The organism is Varibaculum cambriense (assembly GCF_022133705.1).
Classification (GTDB): domain Bacteria; phylum Actinomycetota; class Actinomycetes; order Actinomycetales; family Actinomycetaceae; genus Varibaculum; species Varibaculum cambriense_A.
Window position 1 is genome coordinate 53174 of sequence record NZ_JAKNHJ010000014.1, and the last position, 18482, is coordinate 71655.

Sequence of the window (18482 nt, forward strand, 5' to 3'; positions counted from 1 at the left end):
CTGTCCCTTAAATATCCAAGAATCGTACGTCAGTGGCATTGCGTTGAATGAAAGCTCGCCGCGACTCGACGTCCTCACCCATTAGCATCGAAAAAACTTCATCTGCGCTGGCAGCCTCGGATAAGGTCACCTGTTTAAGCATCCGGTCTTCGGGGTTCATAGTGGTTTCCCACAGTTCCTGGGGATTCATTTCTCCGAGCCCCTTATAACGCTGCACCCCGCCCTCTTTCGGAAGGCGTTTACCATCAGCTTTGCCGTCCTCTAAATATTCGTCGCGTTGGCGATCGGAGAACACAAACTGGTGGGGAGCATTTGACCATTTCAAGCGGTAAAGCGGAGGGCAAGCGATAAACACGTGCCCTTTTTCAATCAGGGGACGCATATAGCGGAACAGCAAAGTCAGCAGCAAAGTAGCGATATGCTGACCGTCCACGTCCGCGTCTGCCATAATCACGATGGCGTTATAGCGCAGCTTGGAGATATCGAAGTCTTCCCCAATGCCGGTACCGAAAGCAGTAATCAAAGACTGAATTTCTTGACTGGAGAGGGCGCGATCTAGCCGCGCTTTTTCTACGTTGAGGATTTTGCCGCGGATCGGCAAAATGGCCTGGTGAGCCGGGTCGCGCCCCTGCACGGCCGAACCACCTGCCGAGTCGCCCTCTACAATGTAGATTTCGCATTGGGAGGCATCGCGGGAAGAACAATCCCGCAGCTTACCGGGCATTGAGACGGATTCGAGGGCGGATTTGCGCCGGGTTGCTTCCCGGGCTTTACGCGCTGCTACCCGCGCGGTGGCCGCCTGCTGTGCTTTAACCAGAATCGCTTTCGCGTCCATGGGATGGGCGTCTAACCAGTCACCCAGTTTGGAATAAACCTGCTGCTGGACGAAAGTACGTGCCTCGGTGTTTCCCAGTTTGGTTTTCGTCTGCCCCTCGAACTGGGGCTCGGTTAGTTTCACCGAGATTACAGCGGTTAAACCTTCGCGAATATCATCACCGGTTAGGTTTTGATCTTTGTCTTTGAGGATGCCTTTATCGCGGGCATATTTATTCATCAAGCTGGTGAGGGCGGAGCGGAAACCTTCCTCGTGGGTGCCGCCCTCGGTGGTGTTAATAGTGTTCGCGTAAGTATGCACGGACTCGGAATAAGCGGTGGTCCATTGCAAGGCGATTTCTAGACTGATCGAGGCGTCTTCATTAACCGACTCAAAATCAATGATGTCAGGGTTGATAACCTCAGATTTCTTGGAGTGGTTGATGAACTCTACATAGTCGCGCAGACCATTCTCGTACATAAACGAAACTTGGCGGAAACCGGGAACCGGATCATCCGCGGTGCCTTGCACATCGCCAGTAACCAGATCGCCAGCATCGGTAGCCTCGGGGCGTTCATCGGTTAGGGTGATGCGTAGCCCCTTGTTCAGGAAGGCCATCTGCTGGAAGCGTTGCCGCAAAATCTCGAAACTAAAAGTAGTGGTCTCAAAGATTTCCGGGTCTGGGTAGAAAGTTTGTTGCGTGCCGGTTTCTTCGGTTTCTTCGCCGCGTTGTAATTCGGTGAGGGGATGCCCCCCGTTACCGAAAGACTGCCGCCAGGCGTAGCCTTGCCGTTTCACCACGGTATCCATCCGGGTTGAAAGCGCGTTTACTACTGATACGCCAACCCCGTGCAGACCGCCGGAGACTGCGTAACCGCCCGAACCGAACTTGCCGCCCGCATGCAGAATAGTCATTACCACTTCGACCGTGGGGCGTTTTTCGGTGGGATGCATATCTACCGGGATTCCGCGGCCGTTATCACTAACCCGCACCCCGCCATCGGCCTGAAGGGCGACCTCAATATGGTCACAATAGCCGGCCAAGGCTTCATCAACCGAGTTATCGACTACCTCGTACACCAAGTGGTGCAGACCGCGCTCCCCGGTTGAACCGATATACATGCCGGGACGCTTACGTACTGCCTCTAGCCCCTCTAAAACTGTGATGTCGTCCGCGCCGTATTCGTGCTGGACTTGTTGGTCACCCAGATCAGCCACCTGCTGGATCTCCTTGATCTAGTTCGCTGGCCCCGAGCCGGATATTTCCAGCCGTTGGGCACCGTCTGCCCCAGGGCATTCACGCCGAAAATCCGGCGCTCACTAGCTCTATTGTACCGTGAAAGCCTCAAGAACCCACATTTTACGGCCTCACCCCACTTTTCGGGGGAAAGTCACTTTTTTGCTTTCGGTGCGTCAGGCGCAAATTTTTTCCGAGGGCGGGCAAGGGAGACGGACAGGGATGGGCATTAGCCCGGCATTGTAGAAAAATACCGGGGTACCGCTTGGGAAAAACGCGGATAACGATTGGAAAAAGCGGGTGAAACTCGCAGAACAAATCCGCAAAGTTCCAAAACTAAATAGGTACTATTTCGGATCCATGATCCGGTAGCCGAGCCCGCGCACCGTCACGATAATCTTCGGTGAGTGCGGGTCGTCCTCAATCTTAGAACGCAGTCGTTTAACATGTACGTCTAGAGTCTTGGGGTCACCGAACCAGTTTTCGCCCCACACCCGATCCATAACCTGTCCGCGAGTAAGTACCCGTTCGGGGTTGCGTAAGAAATATTCCAGCAGTTCAAACTCGCGTAGCGGTAGCTCTTTAAGTTCGCCATGTACCCGCACTTCGTGGCGGTCAACATCCATGGTTACCGGGCCGACCTCTAAAACGTTGCCTAGTTCCGGTAGCTCTTGGGTACGGCGCAGTACCGCAGTAATTCGAGCCAAAAGTTCGCGGAATCGATAGGGCTTAGTTACATAGTCGTCCGCGCCCAGCTCCAAACCGATAACCACATCGACCACATCATCTTTCGCGGTAACCATAATGATGGGGGTGTCGTAGTTCTCGCGTACCTGGCGGCAAACTTCCGTACCGGGGATTCCCGGGAGCATCAAATCTAGCAAAATTAGATCTATACTGTTGCCTTTCACCGCTGAAAGCGCCTGATCACCGTCTTCTACCCCAATAACTTCATAACCTTCCCGTTTGAGGGAATACTCTAGAGGTTTGCGGTAGGCTTCCTCGTCCTCCACTACTAATATGGTGGTCATTTCTATTCCTTTGTCAGAGCTATTTGATCAGTTTGCGTAGTCTGTGGGAAGTGGCGTGGCAAAGTGATGGTGAAAGTAGCGCCCTCGCCTGGTTTAGAGTTCACGTGGATGGAGCCATTAAGATCCGAAACCACATGTTTTACGATTGACAGCCCCAGCCCAGTTCCGCCAGTAGAACGAGAACGAGCGGGATCTACCCGGTAAAAGCGTTCAAAAATTCGTTTTTGGTCTTCCTCAGAAATCCCGATCCCATTATCAGCAACTTCGATAACCACATTGTCGTTTTCTCGTAAGGTGATATCTACCTGACCTCCGGAATCGGAATATCGAATCGCGTTTTCCAACAGGTTTTGCAGGGCGGAAGTCAGCAGTTCCAAATCGGCATAGACCAAAATATCTTCACCCTGCGGGAAATGGGTATTCACTGTAATATTTGCGTCTTCCGCGGCGGTAGTCACCTGGTCGAGAGCATCGTTAATAGCTTCGATTGCCAACATGGAACGCGGTTTAGAGGGCAAACGCCCATCTTGCAAGCGCGCTAAGGAAATAATTTCGTACACCAGTTTGGTGAGTCGACGCGATTCTTTAACTAGCTGAGTTGAAAAAGTTTCCACTGCCTGCACATCATCGGCATTGTCGTGGATCGTTTCCGCCAGCAAGGAAATCGCTCCCACCGGGGTTTTTAGTTCATGGGAAGCGTTAACTACGAATTCGCGCCGGGTAGCATCAGCTTGGAGGACGCGGGTGCGATCCTCTAGTAACACCAGGGTGTGCCGCAAAGATATGGGAGCCACCCGCACTCTAACTGACCAGGGAACGGCGGCATCTGGATGCACCAGATCGTATTCTTTTTCTACGATTCGTCCTGTAGCACGAGCCTTATCAATCTGCTCTAGCAGCTGCTCATATTCGATTTTCCCATTGTGGAAAAGAGGAATTAGACGCGCCAATTGTGAGCTATAGGCAAACGAATTATCGGGATTAAGTACCACCGAGGCTTCCGGGAGGGCGTCAAGGATTGTAGAGAGATCTTCAACTCTCCAGCCAGAGCCATCCCAATGCTGCTGCTCACTTTGGCTTTCCATAATTCATATATTAAGGGGGCAATATCTGAGAGACTAATTGTGCAGACTGCGTTAACCAAACGTTTACCGTGGGTAACAAGTATTCTACCTCCAGCAGGTAAAAGACATCTTCCTGTTCTATGCCGTTACCCGCGCCCTTGTTTGCAGCCGTCTGCTGGCGCCCGCTAAAACCCACTACTATTCCCTAACCAAAACGCCCCGCAATATAGTTTTCGGTCACCTTTTCATGGGGGGTGAGGAAAACGGATTCGGTCGGTCCGATTTCGACCAGTTTTCCAGGTTTGCGCGGCCCGGCGATATTAAAGAACGCGGTCTGATCCGAGATCCGGGCTGCCTGCTGCATATTGTGAGTAACAATCACAATCGTGTAGGTCTCTTTCAACTGGGCAATCAAATCCTCAATCGCCAAGGTGGAGATGGGATCCAGCGCCGAGCAAGGCTCATCCATCAAGAGTACCTCTGGTTTAACCGCAATCGCCCGCGCGATACACAGCCGTTGCTGCTGGCCACCTGAGAGGGAAGCGCCCGGTTTATCTAGGCGATCCTTGACTTCTTCCCACAGGTTTGCGCCCTTGAGGGATTCTTCTACGATCGCCTCGCCCTCGGATTTGCTGATTTTCACCCGATTTAGGTGCAAGCCGGCGAGCACATTGTTCTTAATCGACATAGTGGGGAAGGGGTTTGGGCGCTGGAACACCATCCCGATCATCCGCCGTACCTCCACCGGGTCGACATCTTTGCCGTAAAGGTTGTCCCCGTTCAGCAGCACTTCCCCTTCGATGCGTCCTCCGGGAGTGACTTCATGCATCCGGTTTAAAGTGCGCAGCACCGTGGATTTACCACACCCAGACGGCCCAATCAGCGAAGTTACCGTTTGGGTTTCAATCGTCATATTTACGTCCTCTACGGCTTTGAAATCTCCGTAGTAAACGTCTAAATGTTTAGTCTCTAAACAGATTGCCATTTTCTTTTCCTATCTGCTTTTGCTTCTTGCAGCCCTGCCCCAGGCGAGGGCGAGTTAACTATTTACCGATCGAGAGTTTTTTGGCTACGAACCTGGCTCCCAGATTCAAAACCAATACCGCGAATACCAGCACCAAGGCCGCACCCCAGGCGCGATCCACATTGATAGTGGGGTTACAGTTCACCGCGTGGGCAGCACACGAAACCGTGGAGGTGTACTGCTGATAGATATAGACCGGCAGAGTTTCCATGCGACCGGAAAACACATTGCTATTGATGGCGTCAAACATGCCCGCAGTAATCAGCAAAGGAGCCGTCTCCCCCACAATACGGGCGATCGCTACCACCACTGAGGTCACCAAACCTGCCGCCGAGGTACGTAGCACAATCGAGACTACGGTGCGCCATTTAGGAACCCCCAAGGCGTAGGATGCTTCCCGCAAATCATTAGGTACCAGTCGTAACATTTCGGCAGATGAGCGCACTACCAGGGGAATCATTAACACCGAGAGGGCAACTGCCCCCATGAGACCGGAGCGGTAGGCTGGGCCAATCACTATGGTGAATAGCGCCGCCGCGAACAGGCCGGCAACAATCGACGGAATACCGGTCATCACATCTACCAGGGTGGTAGTGAGCTTGGCGAACTTGGTGTTACCCGCATATTCGGTCAGGTAGATGGCTACCAGCAACCCCAGGGGAACAGAAATAACCGCTGCTACCAGGGTGATCAGTAAGGTGCCGACCATCGCGTGATAAATCCCGCCAGCCTGCATCCCCCCGTACACGCCTTTCATCGACACGCTCAGGAAGTAGGGGGAAATAATCCCAATGCCCCGGCTGATCAGTTCATATCCGATCGAAACCAAAATCGCGAGCACTAGCAGGCCGCACAGCCACATAGAAGCCCCGATCGCGGTATTGGTGAACCGGCGGCGAAAACTTAGCGCTTTATCACCGCCCATCCGGGCAGGCTGTACCTTCGTTTTTGACTCTGGGTTTTCTGGTTTTTCCTGATACTTCAGCTTTCGCTCTAGGATTACTGCCTGCAGGGCAGAGGTATTATCCGAGGAAGATAAAGCCGCAAGCTTTTCGTTTTTACCTCGGCTAACTGCTCCGGTGCTGGCGGCATCTTTGCCGATGCCTATAGATTCTTGCTTTAGCTTCAGGTCGCCCTGATTCTGATTTTCTTCCCTCATTTATTTCCCCGCACTTTCTTTACGGGCCACCAACCAACGTGCACCCGAATTGACCAGTAATGTCAGTACGAACAGCACTAGACCGGTGAAGATTAGCGCTGCCGCCATATTGGAATCGGCCTCCGGGAACTGCAGGGCGATATTGGAGGCAATCGTAGAGTGCGCTCCCGCCCGAAACAGCGACCATACGTAGGAGGCACCGGGAGAAAGTACCATCGCCACTGCCATAGTTTCTCCTAGAGCCCGGCCGAGTCCGATCATCGCCGCTGAGACTGTACCGGAACGTCCGAACGGTAAGACCACGGTTTTTATCATTTCCCACTTGGTAGCTCCCAGCGCTAAAGCTGCCTCCATCTCTAGGGCGGGGGCGCGCGCATATACTTCTCGGCACAGCGCGGTGATAATCGGAATCACCATAATCGCCAACACTACTGAGGCGGAAAAAATTACTCGTCCAATCGGAGAAACCGGTCCAGAAAACAACGGGAACCAGCCGAAATAGGTGGCGAGAAACTCCATAATCGGCTGCAAGATTGGTAGTAACACCAGTCCGCCCCACAGGCCGTAAACGACTGAAGGGATCGCTACCATTACGTCAACCAATCCGGCGATTATTGCCGAGATTTTCTTAGGAGCATAGAAGTTAATAAATACTGCCAGTGCCATAGAAAGCGGCATCGCAATCGCTAGGGCAACTGCCGCTGCCAGCACGGTTCCAAATAGCTGAGGCGCTACGTACTCCCAGATGCTAACCATTTCGGTACGTCCGCGCATCCGCAGACGCAGATCCGGATTAGAGATTGCTGGCCAGGCTTGCAGCGTTAGGAACATCGCTACCAGGGCTAGGACGGCGGCAATGACTACCGCTGAACCTTTAGTAGCTAGATAAAACAGTCCATCCCAGTTGAAAATTCCCTTTCGGGAGGGAGCTTGTTTCGATTCTTGTGTTTCGGGGAGGGTTTTTGTACTCACGTTTCCTCCAGGTGGTTAAGGCCAGGGGTACCGATATTTCTCCGGTACCCCTGGCCACCATTGCCCAGACTTGGGGGTTTACTTGATTGCGTCGAGAGCGGTAGTGATCTTCTTGGTGATTTCTTCGCCTAGCGGAGCAGACCCAGCTGCCTCGGCAGCTTTTTGCTGTCCCTCAGCGGATACCACATAGTTAACCCAGGCTTTCACCATTTTGGCGGTGTTGGCATCCTTGTACTGCGGGCAAACCGCGTAGTAGGAAACCAGTACCAGCGGGTAGGCTTCGGGATCATCTGGGGTCCGGTTGAGGTTCAAAGCCAGGTCGTTCTTTTCCCGCCCTTCCTCAACTTCGGCACTTTCAACGATCTTGGCAGCTGCTTCGGCAGAGTATTCCACGAAACCGTCTCCGGCCTGGAGCGCCGCAGTTCCAAAGTCACCGGCTTGCGAGGCATCGATATAACCGATCGCACCTTCAGTTTTCTTCAGGTTATCTACTACTCCAGCAGTTTTATCTCCAGATTCGCCCCCTGCTACCGGCCAATCCTTGGAAGGATCATCCGGCCAAGCGCTAGGAGCTGCCGCGTGCAGGTAATCGGTAAAGTTCTCGGTGGTACCTGACTGGTCAGCGCGGTGAATCGCCACGATCTTGGAGTCAGGAAGTTTCGCATCCGCATTATCTGCGGCGATGGCCGGATCATTCCACTTGGTGATTTCTCCCCGGAAAATCTTGGCGATAGTTTCCGGTTTCATGTTCAGCGTCTTGATTCCCTCCAGGTTGAAAGCAACAACCACTGGAGATACATAAACCGGCAGGTTAATCGCCTTGGAGTCTTTACAAACCGCAGCGGATTTATCGACCTCTTCGCTGGAAAGCGCCTCGTCAGTGCCCGCGAAGGCTACGCCTCCCTGTAGGAAGGTAGTAACCCCCGCTCCGGAACCAGTCGGGTCATAGGTCACTTCCACATTTTTAGCTACATCCGCAAACCCGGCTTTCCAGGCTTCAACTGCACTTTTTTGGGAGGACGCGCCCGCACCTGCCAGCTTGCCAGAAATATCGGTGCTCTCTACTTTCTGGGTATTTTCAGCTGTCCCCGTGGCGTTATCAGAGCCACAGGCGGCCAAGCTAGTTGCTGAAAGGGCTAAACCAGCTATTACAGCTAAAGATTTAATGCTCTTACGCATATCTTTCCTTCAATTCTTCTTGATCTTTCATTGACACTTGCAACGTAAAGCAAGAAGTTAACGCCTCTCTGAAGCCAGCGTTAATTTTTGGTGAACATTGTTTCAGGTCCTCGAAACTAAGCAGCTGAACCGCCTCTACCTGCAATAAGGCAGATATCTAATTAGCCACCGGGGCAACCCACACCAGGGTGTAATAAGGCAAAGTTACGGTTTGCGAAGGGGTTAATGCCAAGTCATCAAATAAATAAGAACGCAGATTAGCCTGCAGATGCCGCTTTCCGTTTACGCTGGCTCGCAGATAGGATGACCGGGTTTTCGCCAAGGTGAACAGGGCAGCTACCGGCAGCGACATCCCCCATTGGAACAGCTGTAACTGCGGTTTTTCGAACCACTTCCCCAATGGAGGTATCCGGTCAGGATGATGCACATCCCCCGAACGCATCACCCTAGAAAGCCGCTTTACCCAGGGAAAAGACACATTCATTTGGTTATAGATAATAACTAGCCGCCCGCCGGGTTTAAGTACTTTAGCTGCGGCCGTGCAGGCTGCCTCCTTCTCGACCCAGTGCCAACATTGTGCAAAGCACAACGCATCGAAGGTTCCGGGCGCAAATAATTCGGCCACGTCCTCGGCTTTGCCCGCATATAGCGGGATTTGGGGGAGGGATTCGCGGAACATTTCCCGCATAGCTGCCGCGGGCTCTAGAGCGCTAACCGTTACTCCCCGCGCAGCTAACGCCCGCGTAAATTTGCCGCTACCAGCCCCAACGTCAAGTATTGTCGGGTTTTTTAACCCAGAAAGCACCGTGTCTACCGCGAGCGGCGGATAGGTGGGACGGTAGCGTTCGTAATCAGTTCCGGCCAAGGTGTAGGGGTTTCCCCCGCTCGCTGCGGATCCTACCTGCCACCTGTCGGTAACACTTCCGGGAGGCGGACCTAAATCAACCATAGGTATCGCGCGGACCGCGCCCTTTTACCGAACGCGGCCCATATTTCCACGAGGGCGCCTTCGGACCTAGCACAATCAACCGTTTGATCACTACTGCCCCCGCATGATCTTCGATCAGCCCCATTAATTGGGGAGTCAGATTGCGTAGCTCGCTGGCCCAACGGGTAGAGTCGCAACGCAAAATCACGTCTCCATCTTTAATAGATTCAATTTGGGCGTGTTGGGCTACCTGAGGGCCAACTATTTGTTCCCAATCGGCTTTTAGTTTGCCTTCATCAAGTAGCTTCCCGAGCCCAAAATTTCGCACATAAGTTTTCCAAACCGTACCTAAGCTGCGTGGTTCTCGGCGTGACCATCTGCCACCATTTCCTGCTCCCGCAAGTCCGGGAGAGGGCTGCAATTGCGCTAATCCCGGAACCTGCTGGCGGGCGTAGCTGTCATTGATAGCTTTAACTCTTCCTAAAGAAATCTCCCCAAACTCGGTGGCGGATGCGTCCTCGGCCATAGGGGAGGTAGCGAGCCCATCCCAGTTTCGTCTTCCCCGAAAGCGCCGCAGCTCGCTGGCAGACATGCGGATCAAACCCTGCGAAAAAGCATGCTCTTGAGCCGCCCGCAGCATGCGTTGGGTGTAGGTGGGGTTTTCCTGAGGCTGCTCACTCACGAAGCATCCCCCCAGTCATTTTCCGAGTCCGCATTACCATTCTCCTGCTCGGGCAGGGGTGCGGCTTGAATCCGGGTTCCTTGGCCTCCGCGTAAAACTTCAAAGAATTGTCCTTTGATTTCGGCAGGCAAGTCCTTGCGGTTGGTAGCGGTAATTAGTACCTGATCAGCGCGATCCATAAAATCCAGGAGAGCGGCTCGTCGGGAAGGGTCTAGCTCCGCGAATACGTCATCCAGAATCAAAATCGGAGTTTCCCCCACCTGCCGTAACAGCTCGAACTGTCCCAGACGTAAAGCCAGGGCAGCGCTCCAAGTTTCCCCGTGAGAAGCAAAGCCTTTCACTGGCAAAGCATCCAGCATCAACGCCATATCGTCACGGTGCGCACCTGCCAAATTTACTCCGCGAGTAAGTTCTTCTTGGCGGCGAGCCGCGAAAGTCTCCTGTAAGGCACTGGCTACCGCCTGAGGATCTGCCAGATCAGCGGGCGGATTAAAAGACGGCAGGTAAGACAGTCCCAAAGTTTGCGAGGAGTTCGCCAAGTGTTCTTCCCCGAGCACCAGCAAATAGGCCTGCGCCGCATAGGGGGCAAGCGCCTGCAAAGCCCGAACTCTGCCTGCGATAAGACGCGCTCCCACCTGGGATAATTGGTTATTCCAAACATCAAGCGTGGACAGTTCTAACGAAAGGTCTGCCCCGCGACGCTTCTTTTTCGCCGCTTGTTTTAACAAGGCTCCGCGTTGGCGCAAAATCTTTTGATGCTGAGTGATAGTACCGGCCTCTACCGGCCATAATTGCACCAGCAAATCATCTAGAAAACGGCGCCTAGCTGCGGGGTCACCCTGCAAAATATCTAAATCTTCCGGTGCGAACATAGTGGTAGCCACCAGGCCGCGCACTTGTTTTATAGGAACCGGGCTGCGGGCTAGGCGCGCCCGATTCGCCCTCCCAGATCCGATCTCCAGGTCAAGCAATACTTCTCGCTCTTGCAAATGAGCTTTCACCCGAATAACTGCTGCCGCGGAAGTGCCAGTATCAACGGTATTACCCGCCGCGGTCTCCGGGACTTCTAAATCTTCATCCTGGTCGGCTGTGATTTGCGAGCTTTCGCGCTGGGCCAACGCCGCCGACTGGGGGGCAAACCGAACCAGGGCACTATCAGCGCTAGCGCGATGGGAATGGAAGTTAGTTAAATATCCAATCGCCTCTACAAAATTGGTTTTACCTTGCCCATTCGGACCAACCAGGATATTTACCCCCGGCGATAACTCCACCACACACTGATGAAAACTACGGTAATCATCAAGAGCAATACGAGAAATATACATAGCCGGGGGTGCGCTCTGCCCTGTCCTTTAGGATGAATAGCGAATCGGCATCAACAGGTAGCGGAAATCTTGGGAGTCATCCCCATCTATTTCTTCCTGCCCGGTGATTACCGCCGGTTTGGTGGGATGGGTAAAGGACATGCGCACATAGTCGGAATCCAAGGCTCCTAAACCATCCAATAAATACTGGGAGTCAAAGACGATCATCATCGGTTCATCAGCAATAAAGGTGCAGGTCATTTCTTCATGAGCCTGTGCGTCATTACCCTGGCCAGCCTCTAAAGTGAGATTACCGTCCGCAAAATTCATGCGGATCTGGGCGCTGCGATCGGTAACCAAAGAAACGCGCTTGATGGCCTGTTCTAGTTCTTCGCGACGAATAACCGCTTTAATGGGTGCTTCTTTAGGGAAGAGACTGGTCACCGGGGGATAATCACCTTCCGTTAGCTGAGAGGTAATCTTGCGTCCTCCGGCCTCGAGAGCAATAATCGCGCCCCCTTCGGAAGAATTCTCCAGACCTAGGTGAATCTCGCCGGAACCAGACAGCGCTTTGGCCATTTCGGAAAGGATCCGCGACTTCACCAGGGCATCGGCAGAAAAATCGGTTTGTTTCGGTTGCCAATCCATTTGCCGTACTGCCAGGCGGTACCGGTCAGTAGCCATCAAGTTCAGGTGGGAATCTGATAGCTCCATCCGAACAGTTGCCAATAGGGGTAAAGCCTCATCAGAGGAGGCCGCGCGGGATACTTGCGCAACCGCCCGGGCAAACTCGCCCGAGTCTACCTCTCCGACCGCTTCGGGGACTTGGGGCAGTGCCGGATAGTCATCGAGGGGCATTACTGCCAGCTGGAAACTGGAGGCGCCGCAAGAAATAATCACTTTGCCCCCCTCCATCTCGACAGTTACTGGTTTCTTGGGGAGTTGCTTACAAATGTTCGCCACCATTTTTCCAGAAACCAGAACCTCGCCCTCCGATTCGATGTCGGCCTCAAATTGGTTCCGGGAAGAAACTTCATAGTCGAAGCTGGAGAGAGTTACGATACCCGCCTTGGCGCTCATCCACACCCCACCTAGTACTGCCACTGCTGGACGTGCCGGCAAAGTGCGGGCGGTCCAACTGATCGCGTCCTCGAAAACGTCGCGCTCGACTACGAACTTCATGCGCTGCCCCTTTATCTTCTTGACCATGGTTTATGGCGCGGAATCTGCAAAATTCAGCCAGTAATTGTCGGGCTGAATCATTTGTTCAGTCTCCCATTATATGGTTTCACATCCCGAATAGCACCAAAGTGATCAAAACTGGGGATAACGCGCCGATTCTGGCGCTAGATCAGGATTTTAGCTATAGATTTTCAGCGCTGCCCAGGGGGCGCTTTAAGGGTAAGCGGGGGGCAGCCGCGATCAGTTCGCGAGTGTAATCTTGTTGCGGATCCGAAAATACCCGCTCAACGGAGCCGGCTTCCACGATTTTTCCTGCGCGCATGACCACTACCCGCTGACATAGGTGGCGCACCACCGCCAGGTCGTGACTGACAAACAGTAAAGTCAAGTTATCTCGCTGGGCGATCTGCATGATCAGGTTCAGTACCTGTGCTCTTACCGAAACGTCTAGTGCCGAGACCGCTTCATCAGCTATTAGCACCTCAGGACGGGCCACAAGGGCGCGCGCCAAAGCAATCCTTTGACGCTGTCCTCCTGAAAATTGGTGAGGATATTTGAGGGCGTCCTCGCTGTTTAAACCGACTTCGGTCAGCACTTCTTCTAAACGCGCCGAGGTATCGGTAGGCACCCCTTCCCGTCCGCGCACCCAGGGAGAACGCAAGGGTTCGGTAATAATCTTTCCCACCCGCATCCTGGGATCTAGGGAACTGAGCGGGTCTTGAAACACGATCTGTACCCGCGAACGCAGATTTCCCAACTGCTTTTCTTTTAATCCCGTAATCTTTTGCCCCGCGAACCAGATTTGCCCGCTGGTAGGACGGGAAAGAGCGCATAGCATCCGCACGAGGGTAGATTTTCCGGATCCAGATTCCCCCACGATTCCCAGCCGTTCTCCGGCATGAATTTCCAGGTTTACGCCCGCTACCGCGTTTACCTGGCCATTAGAGCGCGGATAGATTTTCACTAAATCTTGGGCAAGGAAAATTGGTTGCTCACTCATCGCTCCCCCTAAAGAAATCGCTCAGGATCGGCAGACGCTGGCCGGGTGCTACTGCCGCAATATCGGCGGTTGCCAGTAGGCCGCGAGTATAGGGATGTTTAGGTTGTTCAAGCAGTTGCCGCAGGGGGCCGCGTTCTACGATTTGCCCCTGATACATCACCAGCAGATAGTCACATATCTGGTTAACCACCGCTAAATCGTGGCTAATAAACAGACAGGCCGCAGCGCTACCAGATAGTTCTTTATCTAAAAGCCGTAGCACTTTCGCCTGCACAGTCACGTCCAAAGCAGTGGTGGGTTCATCGCAAATCAACAGCTGGGGGGCATTTATCAGCGCCATCGCCATCATGACTCGTTGTCGCTGCCCTCCAGACAGCTGATGAGGGAAAGCATTAGCGCTTTGCTCCGGATCGGGCAGACCCACCCTCTTCAGCATTTTTATTACTTCCTTGCGTTTTCCCTGTTTGCCGCGTTGATGTAGCGCTAAAACCTCAGCCACCTGTTTACCAACCCGCATCGTGGGATCGAGGGCGGTCATGGGTTCTTGAAAAATCATCCCGATTTTCTCGCCCCGCAACTGTGCCAACTGTCTATCAGTCTGCGATAAGAGTTCTTCGCCATCAAGACAAATCGAACCGGAAACTCGCGCTCCCTCATCAAGCAGACCCATAAGCGATAGGGCGGTCACCGATTTACCGGAACCAGATTCTCCAATCAGCCCCACTCGTGCCCCGGGCGGGATTTCAAAACTGATTCCATTTACTGCCTGGCGGTCGCGAAACGACACCTGCAGGTTATTTACTTTTAGTCCCTTCATTGCCGCTCCCGAAGTCGCGGATCCAGTACTTCACGCAGCCCATCCCCTAATAGGTTGAACCCCAGGACAGTCAGGGCGATCCCCAGCGCCGGCCACAGCGCCAACTGCGGGGTAACCAACAGTGATTTTTGGGCTTCAAATAACATTAACCCCCAGGTGGGAGTATCCGGGCGAGTCCCTAACCCCAGATAGGATAGGGCGGCCTCCGCCAAAATCGCGAGGGCGAAACTCACCGAGGCCTGCACGATTATCGTCGGCATAATATTGGGTAAAACATGGGTGATAGTTGAGCGATACCGGGGGGTACCTGCTGCCCTGGCCGCCACCATATAGTCCTGCGACATTACCCCCAAGGTAGCTGCCCGCACGTTACGGGCAAAAGCGGGAATCGAGGCGATCCCGATCGCCACCATGGCGGTCCAAGTAGACCCGGATCCGCGCGCCGCTGCCAACAGAATCGCCAGGAGCAAGGCGGGGAAAGCGTAAAGAATATCGAGGCCGCGTTCAATAATCTTAGCTGGCCAGCCTCCGCGCTGCGCCGCATAAACACCCAGCGGAACCCCGATCAAGGCTCCAATACTGACCGACACTATCCCCACTAACAGGCAGATTCCGGCTCCCGAGAGCATCCTGGAAAATACGTCGCGGCCAAAATCATCAGTACCGAAAATATGGGTTGCGGAGGGCGCGCTTAAGCGCTGTTCACTCACTTCCGTAGGATCGAAAGGCAAATAAAGGAAGGACACGATTCCCATCAGCACTATCAGGCTCACGAGGGCGATTCCCATCCACAGGCTGGGGTGGCGGCGCAGCGATATTTTCTGATCGGTCTTCACCGTTCCACCCCCTGCCGGATTCGAGGATCCAGTAACTGGTAAACCATATCTACCAGGGCATTAATTACCAATACTGCCGCTACTAGCAGCATTACCACCGCTTGCACCACGGTTAAATCTCGCTGCCCGACTGCCGCGATCAGATAGGTGCCCAAGCCGGGGATTGCAAACACCTGCTCGACTACAATCGCCCCTACCAGCAGGGTGGATAGTTGTAATCCCAGAACCGTGATTACCTGTAACGATGCGTTCCTCACCCCGTGACGCAGTAATGCTCCCGGAAAACGCCAACCAATCGCCCTCGCCGTACGGAAATAATCCTGCTTGATTACTTCGATAAAAGCCGAGCGAGTGTAACGGGTTAGTACCGCTCCTTGCACTATCGCTATCGAAAGCGCCGGTAAGCATAAATAGCGTGCCCATGCCAGGGGAGATTCTCGAAACGAAACATAACCGTTAGCTGGTAAAACTTGCAGTTTCACTGCAAAAACTATGGTTAGTAGCATGCCCGCCAAGAAAGCCGGAACCGCCATTCCCAGCTGGCTGAGGGCGGAAACCACGATCCCGCTCTTGCGGTTTCGCCACAGCGCCCCCACCATTCCCAGGGGAATGGCCAGCAGCAATGCCAACAGCATCCCGGCAAAGACCAATGAAAATGTGGCCTCGAGGCGGTGAGGAAGCTGCTCGGAGATTGCCTGCCCCGTGAAAATCGAAGTACCGGGATCTAGGCGAATCATTCCTGATAGCCAGCTAAAATAGCGCAGAATCAGGGGCTGATCTAGTCCCATTGCTGCCCGCAGTTGCGCCACCGACTCCGGGTCGGCATTCGCCCCCAAAATGACACCGGTAACGTCCCCGGGCAGCAGATTTATCAGCAAAAACACCACCACAGAGGCCACTATTAGGCTAACTAATAGGGTCACAATCCGTTTAAGGATGGCTTTTGCTGGCGCTTTCATTTCAGCTTTGGTAGCTAATGGAAGACAAATCGAAGGACAGTCCGGTTACATTCGCGGCCAAACCGGAAATATCTGCCTTGGTAACAATCAGGTTAGGCAATAGCCACAAGAACCCCGCAGCGGCATCGTCAGATAGTACCTTTGCAGCCTGCTTCATGTATTTGACCTGTTCTTCCGGGGAACCTTGATCTGCTTTTTGATACAAATCCCGGAACTGCTCGGAATCGTAATGCCAATAATAGTCAGTGTTGGTGAAGCGGGAAATATCGCGCGGCTCCATATGGGCAACAATAGTCAGGTCGTAGTTAGATTTGACCATCACTTCATCAATCCAACGCGCCGGGAACTCTAGCTGCTCAATCTCCAAGGTAATCCCCACTTTGGAGAGCTGACTCTTGATATGAGTGGCAGCACCCGAAGCATAGGGCAAAGTCGGAATCCGCATTTTTAAGGTGAGCCCGTCTCCATATCCCGCCTCTACCAGTAATTTCTTAGCTTTTTCCCGATCTACCGGGTAGGCAGTCGCCAGATCTTCATACCAGGGATCCGTGGGGGGTACCATCGATCCGATCATCAGACCTTTGCCTGCCCACACGGCGTCCCGCACCGCTTTACGGTCAAGGGCATAGTTTATAGCTTGGCGCACTCGCTTATCTTTGAGGGCTTCGCGCTGCTGGTTCATGCCCATCACTACTTCACCGTTAGTATGTCCCTCTAGCACCTTAAACCGGGAATCACCAGTGAATTTATCAAGCGCCTGGGGGGCAGCCAAGTTAGAAATAATATCGAGCGAGCCAGACAGCATCGCGGTATTCATAGCATTAGGGTCAGAGAAATAACGGAAAGTAGCTCCCTTGACCTTGGGTTTATCTCCCCAATACTTTTGGTTAGTGGCTAACTGGATTTCTTCCCCCTGCCGCCACTCTTTCAAGGTGTAAGGGCCAGAACCAGCTGGTTTAGTAGCTAAGTCTCCCTTATCAAGCGCCTGCGGATCGTAAATAATCCCAGCGGTAGAACTCATGTAATACAGCCACGCATTCGAGGGGTGGGAAAGCTCAAACTGGACTTTGTTTCCCCCGATATCCTTAACCGCCTTCAGGGCTTCCATCTCTTGTTTGCGCGTGGGGCTAACGGTCTTATCGTTGAGGAGGTAGTTAAAGCTTTTCGCGACTGCTGCCCCATTGACGGGAGCGCCGGAAGCGAACTTCGCGTCCTTCAAAGTAAACGTGTAGGTCTTCCTATCCGGCGAAACCTCGTAGCTCTTCGCCAGCAACGGCACGATCTTGCCTTTACCGTCTACCCGCAACAGAGTTTCATACACGTTATAGAGCAGCGCATAGGTGATCGCTGCCGCATCGTTATGCGAAGGATCTAAAGTCGAGGGCGTGGCATGCACCCCGATCGTGAGCACTCGCTCCGATTTATTACTGGAAGAATTAGTGCTGGAACAGCCAGCTAATACCAAACCGGCAACCGCCAGTATGGCTAAAAGACGATTACGCAAGGATCTCCCCTTTGTCGACAATGGGTCATGATCGCTTCAATCATAGTCGCTAACCCGCCTCACCCGAATTCCCTGCCAGATACCAGCTACGAGGAGGTATTCCGTAAAGCCTGATAGTTGGAGGTACGCGGGGGGCGAAGTTTTTCCTCCGGTAGTCGTCCGCGCACAGGGGCGGATTTTGCCTCGCGCCCCGAAATCCGGAAAATGCTCTGGCATTTTCACGGATTTAGTGCCCGAAGCCTACCCTGCGGCATAAATCCGCCCCTGCACGCTCAGTGCGTACCTTACGGCACTCTCGCGCCAGCGGTACCTCTCCCCTCGCGAGCATCTTGGCGTCCAGACTTATCACTACATACGCGCTGATCAGGAGGATGAAAGATCCCTCGCGCCGAAGAATCGGGGTTAATACCCAAATTGTGTGTACAGAATCGCTGTTTTTCTTGGTTTGACTAGGGGTTTTAGGGGTTTGCACATGCCTTCACGAACTTTGAACCCGAGGTGCGGGGGCTAGGTTTTATCCGAGTGGGCGCGGTGGGCATAAGAATTTGGAAAACGTAGCGACGTTTTCCAAATTCTGGGTTAATACCCAAATTGTGTGTATTTTTCGGGCGTGTCGGGTTGGTTTAGTGTCCTGCCCAGCCTTTGCGGATGTGTAGGGATCCGTCTTGGTAGGCCGGGTTGTAGTCGATGGCGGTGTCGTATTCGGGCGGGGCGGGCGGGTTTGGCTGTGTTTGGGACAGTTTTTCTTGGTCTAGGTGTTTGTGCTGGGTGGTGAGATATTTTACGGGGT

At 53.4% G+C, this 18482-nt stretch carries 16 protein-coding genes; all 16 read right to left on the reverse strand.

The features are described from left to right. Positions 1 to 7 precede the first annotated feature (7 nt). Positions 8 to 2032, reverse strand: a complete 2025-nt coding sequence (gyrB, locus tag L0M99_RS07515; protein ID WP_024059569.1) for a DNA topoisomerase (ATP-hydrolyzing) subunit B — start codon at positions 2030 to 2032, stop codon at positions 8 to 10. A gap of 366 nt (positions 2033 to 2398) precedes the next feature. Next, the gene (locus L0M99_RS07520; RefSeq protein WP_238128260.1) at positions 2399 to 3082 is read right to left on the reverse strand and encodes a response regulator transcription factor; all 684 of its coding nucleotides are present in this window, start codon (positions 3080 to 3082) and stop codon (positions 2399 to 2401) included. Between the two features lie 2 nt (positions 3083 to 3084). Beyond that, the gene (locus L0M99_RS07525; RefSeq protein ID WP_024059571.1) at positions 3085 to 4167 is read right to left on the reverse strand and encodes a sensor histidine kinase; all 1083 of its coding nucleotides are present in this window, start codon (positions 4165 to 4167) and stop codon (positions 3085 to 3087) included. A gap of 184 nt (positions 4168 to 4351) precedes the next feature. Continuing rightward, on the reverse strand, positions 4352 to 5131 hold the full coding sequence (gene pstB / locus L0M99_RS07530) for a phosphate ABC transporter ATP-binding protein PstB (RefSeq protein ID WP_024059573.1): 780 nt from the start codon (positions 5129 to 5131) through the stop codon (positions 4352 to 4354). Between the two features lie 58 nt (positions 5132 to 5189). Then, positions 5190 to 6329: a phosphate ABC transporter permease PstA gene (gene pstA / locus L0M99_RS07535; protein WP_024059574.1), complete on the reverse strand. Its 1140-nt coding sequence runs from the start codon at positions 6327 to 6329 to the stop codon at positions 5190 to 5192. Then, positions 6330 to 7301, reverse strand: a complete 972-nt coding sequence (gene pstC, locus L0M99_RS07540) for a phosphate ABC transporter permease subunit PstC (protein WP_024059575.1) — start codon at positions 7299 to 7301, stop codon at positions 6330 to 6332. Positions 7302 to 7379: 78 nt separating this feature from the next. Further along, positions 7380 to 8480 carry a phosphate ABC transporter substrate-binding protein PstS gene (gene pstS / locus L0M99_RS07545; protein ID WP_024059576.1) on the reverse strand — a complete coding sequence of 367 codons (1101 nt, stop codon included), beginning with the start codon at positions 8478 to 8480 and terminating at the stop codon, positions 7380 to 7382. A gap of 157 nt (positions 8481 to 8637) precedes the next feature. Then, positions 8638 to 9429 (reverse strand): class I SAM-dependent methyltransferase, encoded by a 792-nt coding sequence (locus L0M99_RS07550; RefSeq protein WP_024059577.1) that lies wholly within the window; start codon positions 9427 to 9429, stop codon positions 8638 to 8640. Beyond that, the gene (locus L0M99_RS07555; protein ID WP_024059578.1) at positions 9422 to 10090 is read right to left on the reverse strand and encodes a DUF721 domain-containing protein; all 669 of its coding nucleotides are present in this window, start codon (positions 10088 to 10090) and stop codon (positions 9422 to 9424) included. Before L0M99_RS07555 ends, L0M99_RS07550 begins: the two co-directional genes overlap by 8 nt. Further along, on the reverse strand, positions 10087 to 11415 hold the full coding sequence (gene recF / locus L0M99_RS07560; RefSeq protein ID WP_238128261.1) for a DNA replication/repair protein RecF: 1329 nt from the start codon (positions 11413 to 11415) through the stop codon (positions 10087 to 10089). Before recF ends, L0M99_RS07555 begins: the two co-directional genes overlap by 4 nt. 27 nt (positions 11416 to 11442) lie before the next feature. Then, positions 11443 to 12576, reverse strand: a complete 1134-nt coding sequence (gene dnaN / locus L0M99_RS07565) for a DNA polymerase III subunit beta (RefSeq protein WP_024059581.1) — start codon at positions 12574 to 12576, stop codon at positions 11443 to 11445. Between the two features lie 181 nt (positions 12577 to 12757). After that, the gene (locus tag L0M99_RS07570; RefSeq protein WP_238128262.1) at positions 12758 to 13576 is read right to left on the reverse strand and encodes an ABC transporter ATP-binding protein; all 819 of its coding nucleotides are present in this window, start codon (positions 13574 to 13576) and stop codon (positions 12758 to 12760) included. After that, complete coding sequence (locus tag L0M99_RS07575) at positions 13569 to 14393, reverse strand: ABC transporter ATP-binding protein (RefSeq protein WP_238128263.1); 825 nt, start codon at positions 14391 to 14393, stop codon at positions 13569 to 13571. The genes L0M99_RS07570 and L0M99_RS07575 overlap by 8 nt, the downstream gene beginning before the upstream one ends. After that, positions 14390 to 15229, reverse strand: coding sequence for an ABC transporter permease (locus L0M99_RS07580; protein WP_238128264.1), 840 nt, complete (start codon positions 15227 to 15229; stop codon positions 14390 to 14392). The genes L0M99_RS07575 and L0M99_RS07580 overlap by 4 nt, the downstream gene beginning before the upstream one ends. Beyond that, a complete protein-coding gene (locus L0M99_RS07585; protein ID WP_238128265.1) occupies positions 15226 to 16188 on the reverse strand; it encodes an ABC transporter permease in 963 nt (320 codons plus the stop codon). Before L0M99_RS07585 ends, L0M99_RS07580 begins: the two co-directional genes overlap by 4 nt. A 1-nt stretch (position 16189) precedes the next feature. Further along, complete coding sequence (locus L0M99_RS07590) at positions 16190 to 17692, reverse strand: ABC transporter substrate-binding protein (protein WP_238128266.1); 1503 nt, start codon at positions 17690 to 17692, stop codon at positions 16190 to 16192. Positions 17693 to 18482 lie beyond the last annotated feature (790 nt).